Source organism: Candidatus Oscillochloris fontis (genome assembly GCF_004138135.1).
Taxonomy (GTDB): domain Bacteria; phylum Chloroflexota; class Chloroflexia; order Chloroflexales; family Chloroflexaceae; genus Oscillochloris; species Oscillochloris fontis.
Map to the genome: position 1 here is coordinate 1 of NZ_RYFD01000033.1, position 13,041 is coordinate 13,041.

A 13,041-nucleotide genomic window follows, 5' to 3' on the forward strand; every position below is an offset into this window, starting at 1 on the left:
CTAGGTAACTGTTCACACTTGGGGTAAAAGAAACCTCGTGTTGACGCAAAGGCGCAAGGACGCAAAGGTTTTGTTGCAGGCTTTGCGCCTCTGCGTCTTGGCGTCAAAACCTGGAAGCTAGGAGAAGTGTGAACTGTTACGATGCTAGGAAAACTGTGAACCGCCACAAAACCATGCGCCTACTCTATATTGCGTCCGGCATTCCCGTCCCCGGCGCGCTCGGTGGCAGCACCCACGCCTACGAAGTTGCACGTGGCCTCGCCCGGTTGGGCCACGCGGTACACTTGGTGGCGGCGGGGCCAGTGCGCCAACCGCGCCAACTCGATGGCTTTACGCTCTACCAGCGCCGCACGCCCAAGGCGCTCAGCCTGGCCGACACGCCGTTTGTGCTCGGTCTGGCGCGCCGCTTGCGCCCGGACGCGATCATCGAGCGCTACTACAACTTTGCCGGGGCCGGGATGCTGGCCGCCCGGTGGCTGGGCATCCCCAGTCTCCTCGAAGTCAACGCGCTGATGGTGGATCCACCCGCCGTGCGCAAGCGCCGCCTCGATGACCGGCTGGGCGGCCCGATGCGGCGCTACGCCGAACGCCAATGCGACTGGGCAGCGCGCATTGTCACCCCACTCCACACCACCGTTCCGGCACGCATCGCCCGCAGCAAGATCATCGAGATGCCCTGGGGAGCCGACGTAGATCGCTTCGATCCCACTGCCCGCCCGCCCCAGAACGGTGCGCCCAACATCGTCTTTATGGGCAGCTTCCGCGCATGGCATGGCGTCACCGACGGGGTGCGGGCAGTGTTACGCCTGCTCGACGCAGGCCACGATCTGCGTATGACCCTGATCGGTGACGGGCCGGAGCGCGGCGCAGCCGAAGAACTGGCCGCACCGCACCGCGAGCGTTTCCACTTCAGCGGAGCCATCCCCTACACCCAGATCCCCAGCGAACTCGCCCGCGCCGATCTGGGCATCGCACCCTTCAACACCGCCCCGCACCCAGCGCTGCGTAGCGCCGGATTCTTCTGGTCGCCGCTGAAGATCTACGAGTACATGGCGGCGGGGCTGCCGGTCGTCACCGCCGCGATCCCGCCCCTGGACACGATCATCCGCGAGGGGCAAGAGGGCGCACTCTACCCAGAGGGGGATGTGGACGCCCTGGCTGCCGCGATAGCGCGGGTGGTTGCCGACCGCGCCGCTGCGCAGGCGATGGGCCAACGCGCTCGCGAGCGGGTGGTGGCGCACTATTCGTGGCAGCAGCACTGCCGCGAGTTGGAGCGCGTGCTAGGGGAGATGCTCTAGCCCTGCCCCCACAGCAGCGCCATCAGGCTCGGATCGAGGTTGCCGCCACTGATCACCACCCCCACGCGCTGACAGTCGCTGGGCAGCATACTGCCCAAGACGGCGGCAAGGCCGACGGCACCGGTTGGCTCGACGACCATCTTGAGGCGCAGGAGGAGGATGCGCAGCGTATCGAGGACGGCGGTATCGCTCACCACCAACGCTTGTTCGAGATGGCGCTTGAGGATCGGGAAGGTGAGTTTGCCGGTGGTTGGGGTGCGAATACCGTCGGCGATAGTGGAGGGAGGTGGTACAGTGACCCGATGACCCTGCGCGAGGGACTGACGCAGATCGTCGGCACCCTCTGTCTCGACGGCAAAGATACGCAGGTTGGGGTTGATGGCGTGGGCCGCCACGGCACAGCCCGCGAGCAACCCACCCCCACCGACCGGGGCTACCAGGCTATCGAGATCGGGTACCTGATCGAGCAGTTCGAGTGCAGCAGTGCCCTGACCAGCGATAATATCGGGATGATCATAAGGCGGGATGAGCGTCATAGCACGCTCGAAGGCCGCATCACGCGCAAACGCCTCGCGGTCGGTGGTTTGGCGCGGGTAGGTCAGCACCTCAGCCCCGTAGCCACGGGTCGCGACGATCTTCACCGGTGGGGCATCGTCAGGCATACAGATCAGCGAAGGAACGCCGAGGAGTTGTGCGGCGAGGGCCACGCCCTGGGCGTGGTTGCCACTGCTGAACGCCACCACGCCCGCGCTGCGCTGGAGCGGACTGAGTTGGCTAATTGCGTTATACGCCCCGCGAAATTTGAAGGCACCACCGCGCTGGAAATTCTCACACTTGAGGTAGACTTCGCGCCCGGCGAGTGCATTTAGGGTGCGGCTGGTATAGATTGGGGTACGGTGGGCTACGCCATGTAGCCGTGCCGCCGCCCGGCGAACATCCTCCATGCAGATCGCTTGGGTTTCGCGCATAGTCGTTTCCTCATAGGGGTGGGTAGATGGTTGTGCTTTTTCTCCTACACAAGATAATAGCATATCGCGCTGGTTAGAGCATGCCTCCGGCTGGGGTTCGCAGGGCATGTGCAAAGTCACCTCCGGTGGGGGTGCGGGGGCGGTTGCGCCGCCCCCGCAGAATTTTTTTGTGGTGTTTTGGCGGCGAAGCCGCCAAAACACCACAAAAAATGAGGCTTGGGGTTCAGCCCCAAGGACTTTGCCCATGCCCTGCTGGGGTTCGGAGGAGGCGAAGCCTCCCCCGAAGAGCTTTTTTCTCTGATTTTGGCGGCGAAGCCGCCAAAATCAGAGAAAAAAGAGGGTTTGGGGCGCTGCCCCAAGAACTTTGGGTATAATGGGCATCTGTACCGCCACACCCTGAGGAGTCATCTCATGATCGTTATCGAGGCGCACCTGCAACCGGGCCATTTTTTTCGTGTCTCGCTCCTGCGTCATATCCAGCGCACCAGTTTCTACTTCTATGCACTTACTGCTGCCGGCTTGAGCGCCCTAGCCTATACGATGACAGTCAGTTATTTGGTGTTGCTGGTAGCCTGGATTCCCTTCGTCATCTACTTGGTTTTGGGCCTCGTGAATGCCATTGTTGGGAGTCGGCGCGCCGATCAGCCCTACTTTCTGCCCACGCGCTATGAGTTTGGCGACCATGCGCTCAAGTTGCGCACCATCCAAGGGGCGAGTGAGGTGGCATGGGACGATTTTCGTGAGTGGCGCAAGGTGGTGGGCTGTTATGTCCTCTATTTGAATGCCGGAGCGGTGATCGCTATTCCATTGGAGGATGTGACTAAGGGGCGCGAATCGGCAATTGAGGGTTTTTTGAAACAAAAAATTCCGGTGTAGAGACGCAAGATATGGCGTAGTAGAGACGCAAGATATTGCGTAGAGACGCAAGATATGGCGTAGAGACGCAAGATATGGCGTAGTAGAGACGCAATATCTTGCGTCTCCACACCATATTGCATGGCGACGTTATTCATACCGCAACGCCACAATCGGATCGAGGCGGGCCGCGCTACGCGCCGGGGCGATGCCAAAGAAGAGGCCGACTGCTAGGGCAAAGCCAAAGGCTAACAGCGCCACATCCCAACTTAGAACGGCGGTCATGAGTCCGGTCATGCTGACGGCAAGGGCGATCCCGGAGCCGATCAGCAACCCGACTATCCCCCCCACCCCGCTGAGTGCCAGCGACTCACACAGGAATTGGAGTAGGATGTCCTGCTCGCGGGCACCGAGCGCTTTGCGTAGCCCGATCTCGCGGGTGCGTTCGCGTACCGAGACGAGCATGATGTTCATGATCCCGATTCCTCCAACAAGGAGCGAGATCCCCGCAATCGCCGCCAGGAAGAAGGTGAGCATCTGGGTGGTCGAGGTCACTGTTTCGAGGATCTCTTGTTGGTTGATCACGCTGAAGTCATCGTCACTGCCATCAAATGCAAGATCATGCTCCTCGCGCATGGTGCTCTCGATCTGCGACTGGGCCGCATCAACCTCCTCGGCGCTGCCCGCTTGCACCACGATGGTCGAGACGCTCCAACTGCCCCCGACGGCCCGCGCCCCGAAGAGGCTGCGCTGGGCGGTGCTCAGCGGGACGATCACCCCGTCATCCACCGATCCAAACCCGGTGCCGCCACTGCTCGCCAACACTCCGATGACGCGGTATTGGCTGCCGTTGACCCGCACGTGTTGGCCAATCGCCCCGCCCTCCGCAAAGAGGCTTTCGGCTACATTGGCCCCCAGCACGATCACCTTGGCGGTCGCACTCACATCGGCGGCGCTGATGAATTCGCCCTCCGCCAGTGTGTTGTTGTGAACCTCGGCGTAGACCTCGGTGGCTCCGGTGACACGGGCGCTCATGTTGGCGCTGCTCGCCACGAGTTGGGCGTTGCCGCTATATTCGGGTGAAACCAGGGCGATGGCCGGGTTGTGGCTCGTGTCGGCTAAGGCGTCGGCATCGGCCATGGTGAGGCTGGCCCCCTCGCCAATCGCGCCGCGTACCCCCGCGCTGCTGGCGGCTCCGGCGCGGATGGTGAGCAGGTTGGCCCCGTTGGCGGTGATCGAGGCGGTGATCGATTCTTGTGAGCCGCGCCCGATGGCGAGTAGCGCCACTACCGCCGCCACGCCGATCAGCACCCCCAACGTGGTGAGCAGCGTCCGCATGGGGTTGGCACGCAGCGTCGCCAGCGCAAAACCTAGCGTCTCACCCCAACTGATGCCGTCGCTGAGCAGAGTGTCAATCTCGGTCTCCAACTCGGCATCACTGGGCGCAATCTCAATGGCTGCGGGCTGCATAGTACCTCCGCTTGCCGACAGAGCGGCGCTGCTGGCTCGGCTCAGTGCCGAGGCTAGGTGTGGGATGATCGCGCACCAACGCACCGTCGCGGATCTCCAAGAGCCGCCGCGTCTGGTGCGCCACGTCGGGTTCGTGGGTCACGATCAGCACCGTCATGCCGGAGTGGTTGAGGTCGCTGAAGAGTTGCATAATCTCCTGGCTCGTGCGGGTATCCAGCGCCCCGGTTGGCTCGTCGGCCAAGAGCAACGCCGGGTCGCTGACGAGGGCGCGCGCAATCGCCACGCGCTGCTGCTGGCCACCCGAAAGTTCCTGTGGGCGGTGGTGCATGCGGTCGCCCAACCCGACCCGTTCGAGCGCGGCGGCGGCGCGGTCGAGCCGCTCATGGGCTGCGATGCCGCCCCGGTAGGCCAGCGGCAGCGCCACATTCTCCAAGGCACTGCTGCGTGCCAACAGGTGGAACTGCTGAAAGACAAAGCCGATCTTGCGATTGCGCACCGCCGCCAAGAGCGCCGGATCGAGCCGTTCCACCGGCAACCCATCCAGGTCGTAGCGCCCCGCCGTGGGCGTATCGAGGCAACCGATCAGGTTCATCAGGGTTGATTTCCCCGACCCCGACGGCCCCATGATCGCCACAAACTCACCGCGCTGGATCTGGAAACTGACCCCACGCAGCGCGTGGACTTCAAACTCGCCCATCATGTAGGTGCGGCACAGATCCTGAACCGTGATCATCGCGTTCATGGGCGGCCTCCGCCATCGGGCGGCGGGCCACCCATGCCACCACTAAAGAGGCTGCTCTGCCGGGTTGTGCTACTACTGCTGCTGCTCGAACTGACGATCAGCACCGTATCGCCCGCCTGGAGGCATGTCGCCTCGCCTTCAGCACAACCAACAATCTCGGTCATCCCATCACTACTCAACCCGGTCTGCACCTGCACCACCCGTGGTGGCTGGCCACTCTGCTGCACACGCACCACCTTGGTATCATTCACCGTCTGAATGGCGCGGGTAGGTACGAGCAGCACATCGCGATGCTCCACCGTCTGGATGTCACCCGTGGCGCTCATCCCGGCCTTAATCGGCGCATCAGCAGCACGGAAACTGACCCGCACGGTATAGGTGGCCACATTCGAGGTAACAGTCGCAACCGGGGCGACACTTTGCACCTCGCCGGTAAGGCTGAGATCGCTCAGGGCATCGAAGCTGAGCGTCACCGGCTGCCCCACTGCAACCGTACCAATGTCGCTCTCACTTAGGCTGAGGTCAATCACAAACGCACTGGCATCAATCAGGGTGATCGTGGCCGCCGAGGCCGCATCACCGGGATCAGCGGCAACCTCGGCCACCACCCCGGCGAAGGGCGCGGTCAGGCTGGCGTTCGCGAGATCCAGTTTGGCCTGCGCGTAGGCCACCTGGGCCTGGGCCAGATTCGCCTCGGCACTGGCCAGTGTACTCGCCGAGCCGGGGCTACTCAGGTTCTCCAGGTTGAGTCGCGCCTGTTCCAAACTCGCCCGCGCCATAGCCAGATCCTGGGCACTAGCCGGGTGTTGCAGATTGGCCAAGTTGGACTTAGCCGAGGCCAAGGAAGCCCGCGCACTCGCAATCTCACTCGCGGTTACCCCATTTTGCACCTCGGCCAACTGCTGCTCGGCATCACTCAGATTGGCCTCGGCCTGCTGAATCCCAATCGTCTCGGCCTGTTGCGCCTGCTCATAGGCCAACTCAGCTTGGCGCAGATTCTCCTGCGCATTCTCAACCGCCCGCAGCGCCGCCGCCTCATCATCCTTGGCGCTCTGGGTCAGTTCGCCACGCGCACGCTCCTGCTCACGGTTGTTCCAGTAGATCGTACTGTAACTCTCCTGGGCATCGCGCAGCGTATTCGCCGCCGTCGTCAACCCACTCTCGGCCTTGGTCTTGGCCGCCGAGAGGCTGATGCGTTGCGATTCGAGGCTCAAACGGGCCTGCTCAACGCTACTCTGCGCATTGGCCAGATCAGTGCTACTCGGCCCATCCAAGAGATCATCGAGTTGCGCCTGGGCGCTCGCCACCTGCGCCTGTGCTGCCGCCACCTCCGCTGCGGTCACATCACCCGTGCGGGTCTTCTCATACGAAGCCTGGGCACTCGTCAGTTGCACCTGGGCCAGCGCCACCTCATTGGCGGTGGCCCCTTCACCCTGTGCCGCTGCGACATTGGCCTGCGCCGACTTCAGATTCGCCTCCGCCTGAAGCAACGCCATCTGCAAATCCTGCGTGTCCAGGCGGGCGAGCGGCTGCCCTTGCACAACCGTATCCCCTACCTGCACCAGCACCTCACTCACCGTCCCCGCCACCGCAAAGGTGAGGTTGCGCGTCTGGATGGGCTGCACCGTACCACTCCCCGAAACACTCAGGCTGAGCGTTCCAGTCGTAGCTGTCGCGGTAGTGATCGTCACCGCCGGGGTGGCGGGGGTACTCATACTGCGCCAGAGCCAAAAACCTGCACCGAGTAACAGCACAAGCGGAAGAAGGAGCCAGGGCGAGAAACGTCGCCGTGCCTTATGGCGCCCCAAACGACCAACAACCCGTTGTTCGACGGGTGGAGAAGAGACACTCATAACAAAACCTCCTTGGTAGGCGTTAGCGGTCGCCTACCTAAGGAGGGTACTGCGCAGATGTTTAGTTTTTGCGAAGATCTGGGGTACTTAGCGCTTGCGTCGCAGCAAGAAGAACCCCGCAAAGATCAACAGCGCCGGGAAGATCAAGCTCATATCCAAGCCGACCTGCTCAAGGAAGATCAGCCCACCGATGCCGATCAGGATCATGCCCAGTGTGCGCCAGTTGCGGGTGGGCTGCTGGGGCATCGGATTGTAGGGGGTGGACATGTTCAGGTTGACCGTCTCACCCGTTGCGGAGCGCTCCGGGTTAATCGGCTGGCCAGTGACGGGATCGAAGCGGTAATCGGGCGGCAATGGCGCTTGGGTTGCCACACCACTGCGCGCATGGCCCTGACTCTGGCCGCCTTGCCGCAGCACCTCACGCCCAATTCGCGCCGCCTCCTGACTTACCTCCTGGCCAAAGCGCGATGCTTCGCGGCTAAACTGCTCAACCCCTTGTTGGAATGTGTGTGATGTGGTGGTTGCATTGGGGCGCGGCATCACAATCCAGAGCAGCAGATAGACCGGCAGGCCAATCCCGCTCGTCAGTGTCACGAGGACAAAGATCAGCCGCACAATCACCGGATCAATATTGAAGTATTCAGCCAGACCGCCACAGACACCGGCGATCATCGTCTCAGTTGCACTACGGGTCAATCGGGGTTGCATGGTTCTTCTCCTTGGAACTCTGCTTGGATTCCTTGGGCCATGTCAATGTGATTGGGGCTGCGCCCCAATCCCCATGGTTGGGATTATGTGGCGGCTTCGCCGCCCCTGAAGATCGTTGTTTAATATCTTTTGGCGACGAAGCCGCCAAAAGATATTAAACATGAAGGTTTGGGGCGTAGCCCTGTTGGCATGGTAACGGCGATCAACATGGCCCGTTCGTTCTGTGCATTCGACGGTCACACATTCCTGAATGTTGCATTTGTGTTAACAGATATTGTGACAGTAGATGTCACAAGTACGATCTAGAATAGTTGTATCAAGAAGATTATCATCGCGAGTATCTAGGAGATCCTCTTTATGGCCAGCCAGACTGACTCCTCAGCCACACCGGGTGCATCGTGGCCAGCCAACGGACTCGCCTGGATCGGGCGGCAACTGCTCCTCGTTCCTGAGGCAATCCTCTTTGTTACGCTGCTCTGCATGCATAGCCTCTACGGGCCAAACCCCTTGCTGGCATTCCTCGGCATTATGCTGATGTTCTGGTTTTTGTTGCGGATTGGCCTCCTCGCCCTCGCCCGCCGCGCCGTTGATGCAGCCCACTATCAGCGCGGCTTGCAACTGGCGCAGATCGCCTTACGCCTCTACCCGCTCTCGGCAGATGCGCACGCACTCTTGGGCAGTATCTATTTGGGCATGGGCAAGCCGAGTGCAGCGATCAGCGCACTGCGCCAAGCGGTACGCTACTATCCGTTGCAAGCTGGGCTGTATGTGGCGTTGAGCGCGGCACTCTTAGAAGACGAGCAACCCCAAGCCGCACTCGAAGCGGCCAGCCTCGCGCTACGGCTCGACCCGCGCTACGCCCCGGCCTATCTGCACCACGCCAGCGCCTCCGAGGCGTTACGCAACAACCCGATCCTGATCGAATCCTACCTGCGCCATGGCCTCGCCCACCCGGCCACCCCCGCCGACGAAGCCGCATTGCGCTGTGCCTTAGCGCGGGTCTTGTTGCACCAGGGGCATATGAGCGAAGCCCGGCACATGCTAGAACATGCCGAAACATTGCTCCCAGCCAGCCCCACCCCGCAGCGGGCCGAACTCCACTTCCAGATCGGCGAGATCCTGCGCATGAGTGGCCAACCCGATGCCGCCCGCGACCATTTCCGCGCCAGCGAGCAGATTGATCCGCGTGGGCCATATGCCGCCGCCGCGTGGCGCGCCGCTCGGTTGTAGAATCGTCTGGCCCGATGGGCCTCAGGGGGAGAGCAGAACGCCTCGCGCTACTCCACCTGCACCATCTGCTGCGCACTCACCGTGGCTCCGCTGGGGCCAATGACGCGCAGGCGGATGCTGTAGGGGCCGGGTGGCAATCCGCCCAGCGACCAGACCCCCAACAGGCCGTTCTCTACTGGGGTGGCCCCTTGGCTGATCGGTTTCCATACCTCCGGGTTGCTGCCTGCCCCGTACTCTACGCTAAAGGGGCCACGCGCTGTCCCACTGATGAAGATCTGGCTGCCCCGCACCCGTCCAGCATCCCCGATGGGGTTGAGCAGCGCCACGGCTTGGGTCGGGTCGAGTGGTGGTGGGCAGGGCTTGGTGGGCGGTTGCGGCACATTCCGCGCCGCCCATTCGCGGAACTCCGGCGGGTAGATCGCATACTGCACCTCACGCACCTGATCCGTTGGGGTGTAGGGCTGCGCTAGGCACGTCCCGTCGCCACCCACGCGCACCATCTGGTAGACCACATCCACCGTCGTGGGGGCAGTTCCGGCCACAAACAGTTCGCTGATCGGACGTGGGCACGCCTCGCCCGCCCGCCCGCCCGTATCGCCACAGATCAGAACCTCCTCGATGCTCGGTGGACGGCTGAAGGGATGCGTCGGGCGTTGCTGGTGGTAGGCGAGCATCAGATCGCGCCAAATGAACCCGGCACCATTCGAGCCGGCCACTTCGGTCATCGGTGAGCCATCGTTATTGCCCACCCACACCCCCATCGTCACCTCGCTGGTATAGCCCAACGCCCACGAGTCGCGCCAATCGTTGCTGGTGCCGGTCTTCGCGGCGACGATCATGTCGGGGAGTTCGAGGACATTATTGCGCCCGAACATGAACCAGCGCGCCTGATTATCGCTGAGAATGTGCGAGATCAGGTAGGCAATCGCCTCGCTCGAAGGGCCAAGCAGCGCCGGGCCGCGCTGGGGCGTCCAGCGTTCAAGCACCGCCCCCCGGCTATTGGTGACGTTGAGGATCGCTACTGGTGGGGTGGCGTGGCCAGCGTTGCGCAGCCCATTGTAGGCTCCGGTCAGTTCGAGCAGGCGTACCTCGTTACTACCCAACGCCATCGCCAGCCCATACCGGCTAGGGTCATCAAAGGTCGTAACGCCGAGGCGACTCATCAGTTCAATGAAGTTACCCACGCCCACAAACTCCAACGCCTTCACAGCGGGAATATTGAGCGAATTGGCCAGACTCATCCGCAGGCTGAGCGGGCCGTGGAACGTGTCATCATAATTACGCGGCGCATAGAGCACCCCGTCGGGCATCCGCCACTCACTGGGCGTATCCCAGATCACCGTCGCCGGGGTCCAGCCGCGCTGAAGCGCCAGCGCATACACAAACGGCTTGAGCGCCGAACCGGGCTGACGGCGCGCCAGCGTCACATTGACCTGCCCATCGGGGGCGCTGTAATCCACACTGCCCACCATCGCCAGAATCTGGCCGTCGGGGGTAAGAATGACCACCCCGGCGTTCGAGACATTCCGCTCGCGCAGTTCGGCGACACGTTGCTGGGCCACCTGTTGTGCGGTGGTCTGCCAGGTGAGATCGAGGCTCGTCACAACACGCAGGCCAGCGCGGTAGAGCAGATCGGGGCCATAGCGTTGCTCAAGAATGTCGCGCACATAGAAGGCGAAGTGCGGGGCAAGCAGGTTGGTCTGGGGCGGGTTGAGCGTGATCGGGGTCGCAGCGATCTCTTCAGCCTGAGCCGCGCTGAGATAGCCCGCCTCCACCATCAGATTGAGCGTGACCCGTTGGCGCGCCTTGGCGGCCTCCATATTCTCAAACGGGTTGTAGGTGGTTGGCGACTGGGGCAAGCCCGCGATCAGGGTTGCCTCGGCAGCGCTCAGTTCCCCGACATGTTTGTTGAAGTAGGCTTGCGCGGCGGCCTCGACCCCATAGGCTTGGGCACCATAGTAGACCTCATTCAGATAGATCGTGAGGATCTGGTCTTTACTATACTCACGGCTCACCCGATAGGCTAGAATCGCCTCGCGCAGTTTACGCTCGTAGCTACGCTCGCTCCGTTCGCTCGGATCGAGCAGGATCGTGCGTACCAACTGCTGCGTGATCGTACTCGCCCCGCTGACAATCTCGCCACTCTGATAATTCTGCCATGCTGCACGCACAATCCCGCGCAGATCGACACCGGGATTCTCATAAAACCCCGCATCCTCTACCGCCACCGTCGCTTGGCGCAAAATCAGCGGAATCTGCTCGAAGGGCACCGGCGTGCGCCGCCCCGCATCGGGGCCAACCAACTCATAGAGCAACGTCGTCCCATCCCGCGCATAGATACGGGTGGTCTCGAAGTTACGATACTCACTGATCTGATCAGGATTGGGCAGATCGCTGCCATAGTGGTGGTAGAGCCAGGCTCCAAAAGCGACCAGCGCGAGTGCGGCCAAGAGACTCAGCTTGAGCAAGGCCAGCACGAGGCGACCCAAAAAAGCAAGCAGCGGGTAACGTTGACGGAAGGTGCCCTCCCGACGTGGTTGCGGGCGGCGGATAAAATGGGGAGGTGAGGGACGCTGGCGCACATGGGGATTATAGCATAACGAACTTTGTGGGTATGAAGATGTAGGGGCGAAGCATCGCCTGCGGGTGCATCACGGAGGTGGGGGTTCATGGGGGCGAAGTGCCCGCCGGGGTGGGGCGGGATACCCGGTGGCATCCCGCGTGATGCCCGTAGGGGCGAAGCATCGCCCCCACCGACAACGGACGATCCTCCCAGGGGGCGCTGGGGCGATGCTTCGCCCCCATGAACCCGCCGGGGCGAAGCATCGCCTGCGGGTTCATGGGGCGAAGTGCCCGCCGGGGCGGGGCGGGATACCCGGTGGCATCCCGCGTGATGCCCGTAGGGGCGAAGCATCGCCCCCACCGACAACAGACGATCCTCCCAGAGGGCGCTGGGGCGATGCTTCGCCCCCATGAACCCGCCGGGGCGGGGCGTGAGATGTTGCATGTGCGCGATTTGGTGGCATACCCTGAGGTTGCGGTTTTCTCTCTTGCATCCCACCTAGGTGCATAGTACAATTTAACCAAGGTTCGATGATTTATCTTCTCGCGTCACGACGTGGTGGCGCAGCGCGAGGAGAAGTGAGAAGCGATGGATAACCCTAATCGCTACCACACTTCAGATCGCGGAGCTTTGTGATAGTACGCAGAGCCCCTAGACACAGTGCGTGTTTAGGGGCTTTGCATACTCAGTGACCGCTCTGGGGCGACGGTTATCGTGTGTAACGCCCCTTTACCCGGATGGAGGACCGTAATGGATCTCACCGTCAAAAGCCGTAATGGAAAGATCACCGAGCGTCAGCGGCAACACATCGAAGAAAAGCTCGGCAAACTTGGGCGCTACATGGATCAGATCACCAGCGTGACGGTGGAAATACGCACCGAACAGCAACGTCAAGCGGGTGAGGTACATCGCGTTCAAGTCACTCTCACCGGCGACCGTGGGGTCATTCTGCGCGCTGAAGAGCAAGCCTCGGATCTCTACGGCGCGATTGACGAAGTACAGAGCGTACTCCAGCGACAAATTCAGCGCTATAAGGAGAAATATTGGCGGCGTGAACGCCAGCGTCGGCAGCCTGACAAGCTGGCCGTGGTTGATATGCCGGCTGTGGCGGTTGAAGAGCCACCACCGGTTGAGGAGCACGAGAGCCACGATATTGAGATCATCCGCACTAAGCAGCTCACCTTGCGCCCGATGTTCGTTGATGATGCCATCGAGCAGATGGAGTTGCTCGGTCACAGCTTCTTTGTCTTCCATGACGCTGAGAATGAGCGGATGAGTGTCCTCTACCGTCGCCGCGATGGGAACTATGGAATACTCGTTCCTGATCCGGTCTAGGTCGGTTCTCTCTAGTATC

The 13,041-nt window shown here is 62.0% G+C and carries 10 protein-coding genes; 4 read left to right on the plus strand and 6 right to left on the minus strand.

Annotated features, from left to right (window positions below; translation table 11 throughout):
- Positions 1–155 precede the first annotated feature (155 nt).
- Positions 156–1,298 carry a glycosyltransferase family 4 protein gene (locus EKD03_RS12670; protein ID WP_238613512.1) on the plus strand — a complete coding sequence of 381 codons (1,143 nt, stop codon included), beginning with the start codon at positions 156–158 and terminating at the stop codon, positions 1,296–1,298.
- On the opposite strand, the gene EKD03_RS12675 is transcribed toward EKD03_RS12670, so the two are convergent.
- Positions 1,295–2,266 (minus strand): pyridoxal-phosphate dependent enzyme, encoded by a 972-nt coding sequence (locus EKD03_RS12675; RefSeq protein ID WP_129631249.1) that lies wholly within the window; start codon positions 2,264–2,266, stop codon positions 1,295–1,297. The genes EKD03_RS12670 and EKD03_RS12675 overlap by 4 nt on opposite strands.
- Before the next feature lie 411 nt (positions 2,267–2,677).
- On the opposite strand from EKD03_RS12675, the gene EKD03_RS12680 reads away from it, so the two are divergent.
- Complete coding sequence (locus EKD03_RS12680) at positions 2,678–3,142, plus strand: YcxB family protein (RefSeq protein WP_129631252.1); 465 nt, start codon at positions 2,678–2,680, stop codon at positions 3,140–3,142.
- A gap of 129 nt (positions 3,143–3,271) precedes the next feature.
- Here the strand turns inward: EKD03_RS12680 and EKD03_RS12685 are convergent, their stop codons facing one another.
- From EKD03_RS12685 to EKD03_RS12700, 4 genes are all read right to left on the minus strand, one after another.
- Entirely contained in the window at positions 3,272–4,591 is a 1,320-nt protein-coding gene (locus EKD03_RS12685) for an ABC transporter permease (RefSeq protein ID WP_129631255.1), read from the minus strand.
- Positions 4,572–5,333 (minus strand): ABC transporter ATP-binding protein, encoded by a 762-nt coding sequence (locus EKD03_RS12690; protein ID WP_129631258.1) that lies wholly within the window; start codon positions 5,331–5,333, stop codon positions 4,572–4,574. The genes EKD03_RS12685 and EKD03_RS12690 overlap by 20 nt, the downstream gene beginning before the upstream one ends.
- Positions 5,330–7,186, minus strand: a complete 1,857-nt coding sequence (locus tag EKD03_RS12695) for a beta-barrel domain-containing protein (RefSeq protein ID WP_129631261.1) — start codon at positions 7,184–7,186, stop codon at positions 5,330–5,332. The genes EKD03_RS12690 and EKD03_RS12695 overlap by 4 nt, the downstream gene beginning before the upstream one ends.
- 87 nt (positions 7,187–7,273) lie before the next feature.
- On the minus strand, positions 7,274–7,894 hold the full coding sequence (locus EKD03_RS12700) for a PspC domain-containing protein (protein ID WP_129631263.1): 621 nt from the start codon (positions 7,892–7,894) through the stop codon (positions 7,274–7,276).
- 357 nt (positions 7,895–8,251) lie between these two features.
- On the opposite strand from EKD03_RS12700, the gene EKD03_RS12705 reads away from it, so the two are divergent.
- Positions 8,252–9,124: a tetratricopeptide repeat protein gene (locus tag EKD03_RS12705; RefSeq protein ID WP_129631265.1), complete on the plus strand. Its 873-nt coding sequence runs from the start codon at positions 8,252–8,254 to the stop codon at positions 9,122–9,124.
- Positions 9,125–9,171: 47 nt separating this feature from the next.
- Here the strand turns inward: EKD03_RS12705 and EKD03_RS12710 are convergent, their stop codons facing one another.
- The gene (locus EKD03_RS12710; protein WP_129631267.1) at positions 9,172–11,706 is read right to left on the minus strand and encodes a transglycosylase domain-containing protein; all 2,535 of its coding nucleotides are present in this window, start codon (positions 11,704–11,706) and stop codon (positions 9,172–9,174) included.
- A gap of 731 nt (positions 11,707–12,437) precedes the next feature.
- Here EKD03_RS12710 and hpf point away from each other — a divergent pair.
- A complete protein-coding gene (gene hpf, locus EKD03_RS12715) occupies positions 12,438–13,022 on the plus strand; it encodes a ribosome hibernation-promoting factor, HPF/YfiA family (protein WP_129631269.1) in 585 nt (194 codons plus the stop codon).
- The last annotated feature ends 19 nt before the right edge of the window (positions 13,023–13,041 follow it).

Bases quoted from the DNA above. Each gene is read 5' to 3' on its own strand.
- EKD03_RS12675 (WP_129631249.1), bottom strand. From the start codon at position 2,266: ATGCGCGAAACCCAAGCGATCTGCATGGAGGATGTTCGCCGGGCGGCG.
- EKD03_RS12680 (WP_129631252.1), top strand. From the start codon at position 2,678: ATGATCGTTATCGAGGCGCACCTGCAACCGGGCCATTTTTTTCGTGTC.
- EKD03_RS12685 (WP_129631255.1), bottom strand. From the start codon at position 4,591: ATGCAGCCCGCAGCCATTGAGATTGCGCCCAGTGATGCCGAGTTGGAG.
- EKD03_RS12690 (WP_129631258.1), bottom strand. From the start codon at position 5,333: ATGAACGCGATGATCACGGTTCAGGATCTGTGCCGCACCTACATGATG.
- EKD03_RS12695 (WP_129631261.1), bottom strand. From the start codon at position 7,186: ATGAGTGTCTCTTCTCCACCCGTCGAACAACGGGTTGTTGGTCGTTTG.
- EKD03_RS12700 (WP_129631263.1), bottom strand. From the start codon at position 7,894: ATGCAACCCCGATTGACCCGTAGTGCAACTGAGACGATGATCGCCGGT.
- EKD03_RS12705 (WP_129631265.1), top strand. From the start codon at position 8,252: ATGGCCAGCCAGACTGACTCCTCAGCCACACCGGGTGCATCGTGGCCA.
- hpf (WP_129631269.1), top strand. From the start codon at position 12,438: ATGGATCTCACCGTCAAAAGCCGTAATGGAAAGATCACCGAGCGTCAG.